General features: G+C 38.5%; 3 protein-coding genes. 2 read left to right on the top strand and 1 reads right to left on the bottom strand.

Features of this window, described 5'->3' with window-relative positions; translation table 11 throughout:
* Positions 1–2,410, top strand: a 2,410-nt coding sequence (locus tag ACP6PM_RS18525) for a CHAT domain-containing protein (RefSeq protein WP_426587164.1), incomplete at its 5' end; no start/stop codon positions are given.
* A 384-nt stretch (positions 2,411–2,794) separates the two neighbouring features.
* Here ACP6PM_RS18525 and pyk read toward each other — a convergent pair.
* Positions 2,795–4,558, bottom strand: a complete 1,764-nt coding sequence (gene pyk, locus ACP6PM_RS18520; protein ID WP_426587162.1) for a pyruvate kinase — start codon at positions 4,556–4,558, stop codon at positions 2,795–2,797.
* Positions 4,559–5,072: 514 nt separating this feature from the next.
* Here pyk and crtR point away from each other — a divergent pair.
* Entirely contained in the window at positions 5,073–5,948 is an 876-nt protein-coding gene (gene crtR, locus ACP6PM_RS18515) for a beta-carotene hydroxylase (RefSeq protein WP_426587160.1), read from the top strand.
* Positions 5,949–6,716 lie beyond the last annotated feature (768 nt).

Genomic DNA, 6,716 nt, shown 5'->3' with positions numbered 1-6,716 from the left:
CGATAGCTTAGGAGAAAAACAAATTGCTCTCAATTTTTATAATCAAGCTTTACCTATATATCGGCAAGTAGGAGATCGGGGTAGGGAAGCAACCACTCTCAATAATATTGGCGGTGTCTACGATAGCTTAGGAGAAAAACAAATTGCTCTCAATTACTACAATCAAACTTTACCTATACTTCGGCAAGTAGGCGATCGAAGTGGAGAAGCAAACACTCTTAATAACATTGGCCTTGTCTACGATAGCTTAGGAGAAAAACAAATTGCTCTCAATTACTACCAGAAAGCTTTACCTATACTTCGGCAAGTAGGCGATCGAAGTGGAGAAGCAAACACTCTCAATAATATTGGCGGTGTCTACGATCGCTTAGGAGAAAGACAAATTGCACTCAAGTTCTACCAGAAAGCTTTACCTATACTTCGGCAAGTAGGATATCTGGGTGGGGAAGCCATCATTATCAATAATATTGGAGGTGTATACGATCGCTTAGGAGAAAGACAAATTGCACTCAAGTTCTACCAGAAAGCTTTACCTATATATCGGCAAGTAGGATATCTGGGTGGGGAAGCCATCATTATCAATAATATTGGCGGTGTCTACGATAGCTTAGGAGAAAAACAAATTGCATTCGATTATTTGCAGCAAGCATTACATCTATCTCAGCAAGTAGGCGATCGGGGTGGGGAAGCAATTACTCTTTATAATATCGCTAGACTAAAACGAGACGAAGGTAAACTCACTGAAAGCCTAACTTTCATAGAAAAATCCTTAGAAATAATCGAAGACCTCCGCACTAAAGTTGCTAGTATCGAACTTCGCGCCTCCTACTTCGCCACCGTTCAGGATAGATATGAATTTTACATCGACTTACTCATGCAACTACACCAACAAGAACCAAACCAAGGTTATGATGCCAAAGCATTCCATGCCAGCGAACGTAGTCGTGCCCGTACCTTCCTCGAATTCCTCAATGAAGCAAGGGTCAATATCCGCCAAGGAATAGATCCCCAACTAGCCACCGCAGAAAGAAAACTCCAACAAAAACTCAATGCCATCGAAACCCAACGCATTAAACTCCTCAGTGGAGAATACACCCCCGAACAAAAAGCTAACATAGAAAAAATAAGAGACCAACTCATAGATGAATACAATCATTTACGGGTCAAAATTCGGATCGCAAGCCCAAATTATGATGCCCTAACTCAACCTCAACCCCTCACTCTCAATGAAGTTCAACAACAGGTATTAGATAATGATACCTTACTCCTACAATATTCTCTGGGAAAAAAAAGGAGCTATTTATGGGCAGTTACCAAAGACAGCATCAACAGTTATCAACTCCCACCCCAAGCCAAAATTAAAACTGTTGCTACAGAGTTGATGATGAGAATTACAATTCCCATGGTAAATGATGACATAAAAACAATTGATAGTGCTGCTGATGAGCTGACAGAAATTATGATCGAACCAGTTGCCGATAAATTAAACAAAAAACGTCTATTAATAGTTGCCGATCGCTTCTTACAAGAAATTCCCTTTTCCGCCTTATCAATACCAAATACCGATGGAGAAAGTGATGGTTATCAACCTTTAATAGTCAACCATGAAATAGTAAATCTCCCTTCAGCTACTACTATTGCCAACATCCGCAATGGCACAAAATCTCGGAAACTTGCCCCAAAAAAAGTGGCTATTATTGCTGACCCAGTATTTAGCCCGGAAGATGTAAGAGTCACAGGAAAAACTACCACAATATCTACATCAGAAAACCGCAGTCGTGCTTTTCCCCTAGAGGCACAACAGTTAGATAGAGCCGCCAGAGACGCAGGTATAAAATGGGATAGACTTCCAGGTACTCGCACTGAAGCAGAAGCAATTATGGCTTTAATACCAGAGTCGGAACGCACTCAAGCTTTTGATTTTCAGGCCAACAGAGAAATAGCAACCAGTCAGGAATTAGGTCAATATCAGATTGTACATTTTGCCACTCACGGTTTTGCTAATGGTAAGCAACCAGAATTATCAGGCGTGGTCATGTCGTTAGTAGATAAAAATGGTAACTGGCAAAATGGTTTCCTGCGACTAAATGACATTTTGAACCTTAAGTTACCAGCCGAATTAGTTGTATTGAGTGCGTGTCAAACAGCAAAAGGAAAGGATATTAAAGGAGAAGGTTTGGTAGGTTTGACAAAAGTTTTCATGTATGCAGGGGCAAAACGGGTAGTAGGTTCCTTGTGGGTTGTTAATGATTCTAGAACAGCAGATTTAATGTCGCAGTTTTATCAAGGAATGTTAGACCAGAAATTATCACCTGTGGAGGCGTTGCGGGCAGCACAGTTAGAGATGTGGCAACAGGGAATGAGTCCGTATTATTGGGGGGCGTTTACTTTGCAGGGTGAGTGGGAGTGATTCATTAATGGATAATGGATAATTGATAATTACTTCTGCTTAAAACCTTACGGGAATTGAATATCAGGAAATATCCTACTAGTGGTCTGTCAAGATTGATTTGAGGGATAAGCTATTAGATTTTCTGTCTTGTCTACTTTCCTTCCTTGTCTTATCTCAACCCATCATTTCAAAATTGACAGACCACTAGATATTATAATTAGGTTCGTAGTTGCGCTAAAGCGCCAAACATATATTTAGGGCTAAAGCCCAACTACAAACAAAGACTTTTTTATAACTAATTATCCGAATTATAGTATAAGTCTCATTCTTATACCATAAGTCTTAAAGGATGAAAAAAGCAGTTCGGACCTAGGAGCCTAAGTGATAACTCAAATGAACGTCCTACCTTCGACTAGCTCCAGAGTAAACCACACCTCTTTGAGTATCCAACGTCAAAATTGTTCCATCCCGCACTACATTGGTAGCATTCTTCACTCCCACTATCACTGGCAACCCCAACCGCAAACCAATAATTGCAGCATGACTCGTAACACTATCCTCTTCCGTCACCACTCCAGAAGCTTTTCGCATTGCCTCCACAAACTCAGCATTTGTCTGATTAACGACCAAAATTTCTCCTTGATTAAAATCCCGAACCTCTGTCGCACTACGAGCAACCCGAGCGCGACCGCTCACAGAACCCTGACCAACTCCAGTACCTTGACCCAAAACTGCGGTTACTACCTCAACTTTAATTAAATCTGTTGAACCTGCTACACCTTGCAAAGTCCCTGCAGTCATCACTACTAAATCTCCATCAACCAATAACTCCTTTTCCTGAGCCACATTAACTGCTGATTGGAAAGTCTGACCTGCAGAAGGTAAATCTAATACTAATAGTGGTCTTACTCCCCAAACAAGTTGTAACTGTCGCGCCACATCAACATGGGGAGTTACTGCTAAAATAGGAGTTCTTGGTCGAAACTTAGATACATTTCGTGCAGTTGCACCTGTTTTTGTCAGACTCATAATAGCTGCTGCATCTAACTGTTGGGCAATTTGAGCAACAGCTTGACTAATAGCATTAGGAATAGAATGACCTGTATCATTCATGTTAGAAACATTGCAAGTAATAACTTCCTGCTCAATGCGTCTGGCGATGGTTGCCATTGTGGCGACAGCTTCCACAGGATAGTTACCTACTGCTGTCTCATTTGATAACATTACTGCATCTGTACCATCAATAATTGCATTTGCCACGTCAGAAATTTCGGCACGGGTAGCGCGGGGGTTGTTCACCATACTATCTAACATTTGGGTCGCAGTAATTACAGGAATTCCCATCCGGTTAGAAGTAGAAATTAATCGTTTTTGCAGAAGCGGTACATCCTCTGCTGGTAGCTCCACCCCCAAGTCACCACGAGCAACCATAACTCCATTACACAAAGCCAAAATTTCTTCCATTTGTTCGATCGCTTCGTGCTTTTCTATTTTGGCAATTACAGGCACTTTTTTCCCAGCATTAGCAATTAGTTGTTTAATCTCTAAAACATCCTGGGGGTTACGGACAAAACTAAGTGCTACCCAGTCTACTCCTTGGTCGAGACCAAACATTAAATCTTTTCTGTCTTTATCTGTCAGTGCTTTAACTGACAGATAAACCCCCGGAAAGTTAACACCTTTATTATTAGAAAGAGTACCACCAACTACAACCCGACAATGTAGCTGTTTCTCTGCTTTATCTACTTTCTCAACCAACATTTCTACTTTGCCATCATCGAGGAGAATTCTTGCTCCTTCTGGCACTTCATCTGCAAGAAGTTCATAAGTTACAGAGGAAATTTCTTGAGTTCCTGGCATCAAGTGACTCGTCAAAATAAACGGCTCTCCACGCTCTAAAGAAATTGAGCCTGTTTCAAATTTTCCTAATCTAATTTTTGGTCCTTGAAGGTCTTGTAGAATGGCTACCGGTTGATTTAGCTCAAAAGAGGTTTGTCGGATGAGCCGAATGCTGCGTTGATGATCTTCATGGGTTCCATGAGAAAAGTTTAGTCGTAGGGTTGTAGCACCTGCTTTGATTAGCTCTCGAAGTACATCGGGCTTAGTGGTGGCCGGGCCAATGGTTGCTACTATTTTGGTTCGACGCAGACAGTTTTGTAGTTCCATGAGTTTAGGGTTTTGGTAGATTAAGTAGGATAAATATCTTGATTTTTAATTATTTGTATATAGTAATTACTCTATAAACACTTAACTTATTCAAAAAACAAAAATTTAGATTTTTTTAATCAGACCTCGCCCTTAAGGGCGGAGTTTAAATTTAAAGATAGTTGATTAACTTCTGGACAAAGTTACAGTTCTATCTAGTTTATTGGTTATTATGCTCATGGGTAATCTTGATATATTAGACTAGCATAATCAACAGATTTCAATTTAACTATTTAAGGATTACTTTTTACTCTTATATTATTTACTAACCAAAAACCTGGATTTTCTCTAATTAAGTTTTGGGATCTTGATTAAAGCTATGGGGATCTCCCCTAACTTTTTTTTATTTTCTCCCTTGACAAAAATGCTAATTATCCTATTTACTTTATATTGTTTCATATATCTTTACAAAAAGTTGTATGTATCGTATGCTACCAGAAGAAGTGTTAATTAATATTAAGGAGTGAAAATAACAATGTTAGAGGCAGGACTGCAAACAACAGTCCCAAGAGAGTTACTTGGCCCTTCTGGAGGCTTAAATACTAACTTACTCATGTTTTTGAGTGCTTTAGGAATAGTTGTTTTATCAACCTGTGGTCACTTTTGCTGGTACTTTCCTGGATGGTGCTGCTTTTTAATGAATGTACTAGCCTTACATATAGCAGGAACAGTTATTCACGATGCGTCCCATAATTCAGCCCATAAAGACCGCTTAGTTAATGCTATTTTAGGTCATGGCAGCGCCCTACTTTTAGGTTTTGCCTTTCCAGTATTTACAAGAGTACATCTACAGCATCACGCCCACGTTAACGATCCAGAAAATGACCCAGATCATTTTGTTTCTACTGGTGGCCCTCTGTGGCTAATTGCAGCTCGTTTTTTCTACCATGAAATCTTCTTTTTTAAAAGACGATTGTGGCGAAAGTTTGAGCTATGGGAATGGTTTTTCAGCCGTTTGATAGTCTTCATTATTGTAGGGTTATCTATATATTATGGGTTTGTGGACTATATTTTAAATTTCTGGTTTTCCCCTGCTTTAGTCGTGGGTATTGCTTTAGGGTTGTTTTTTGATTATTTGCCTCACCGTCCTTTTGAGGAGCGCGATCGCTGGCACAATGCTAGAGTTTATCCAAGTGCCATTCTCAATATCCTAATTGGTGGGCAGAACTACCATTTGATTCACCATTTATGGCCTTCTATACCTTGGTATAATTACAAACCTGCTTATGAAGTAATGAAACCACTTTTAGATGTTAAAGGTTCTCCTCAATCTTTGGGACTCTTGCAAGGGAAAAACTTTTGGAGTTTTCTCTATGATGTTTTTTTAGGAATTAGGTTGCATAAACATTAATTAATTTTTCTGATAGTTTCTTTCTTTATTTATTGCAAATACATTCTTTTAATACCAGCAATTTTTTTTTCATTTGTTTTAGGGAATAGGTAGGAAATTTGCAGGTTAAGGTTCCTACAGAGTAGGTATATTACCTGCAATAATACCTCATTGAAATGAAATCCCCTGTGAGAAAAAAAATTTATTTACAGCACTTTGCGCGGATGGTGAGGTACAGTTGAAGACTAATTTCTCTTCCCTATTGACCTTCCCTATTTACTACAGCGATCAAACTTTCTACCTCACTAACTCCGAAACTGCTCTAATCTTGATAAAACTTTGTTTTTTTTCTAGAGAAAATTTATCAATAAAAATGTAATTATCAGATTATGTATTTTATTAATTTTCTTAGGAGGAATATTTATAGGATTATGGTTAAAACTTCAAAATAGTGACTCTTTTCAGCAAGCAGAAATATTAGAAACTTTCTATAGGAAAGGTAACTATATTGAAGCAGGAATTTGGTTCATTTTTGCAGGTGCTTTTGCTATATCTGCGATTAAAAATTTTGACTTAGTAAGATTACATAGAATAGTAGCAACATTCACATTTTTGCTATTTAGCTTGTCTGATATTGTAGAAGTACAAACTGAAGCTTGGAGGCATCCTTGGTGGTTATTTATTTGGAAAAGTTTATGTGTTTTATCTATGTTTTTCTTGCTGATATCCCATTTAAAAATTGGATATAAATGATTTTATAAATATAAAGATTAACCTCTAATTGGGTAG

Source organism: Dapis brunnea BLCC-M229 (genome assembly GCF_050015995.1).
Classification (GTDB): domain Bacteria; phylum Cyanobacteriota; class Cyanobacteriia; order Cyanobacteriales; family Microcoleaceae; genus Trichodesmium.
This window is presented reverse-complemented; position numbering and strand designations above follow the sequence as displayed.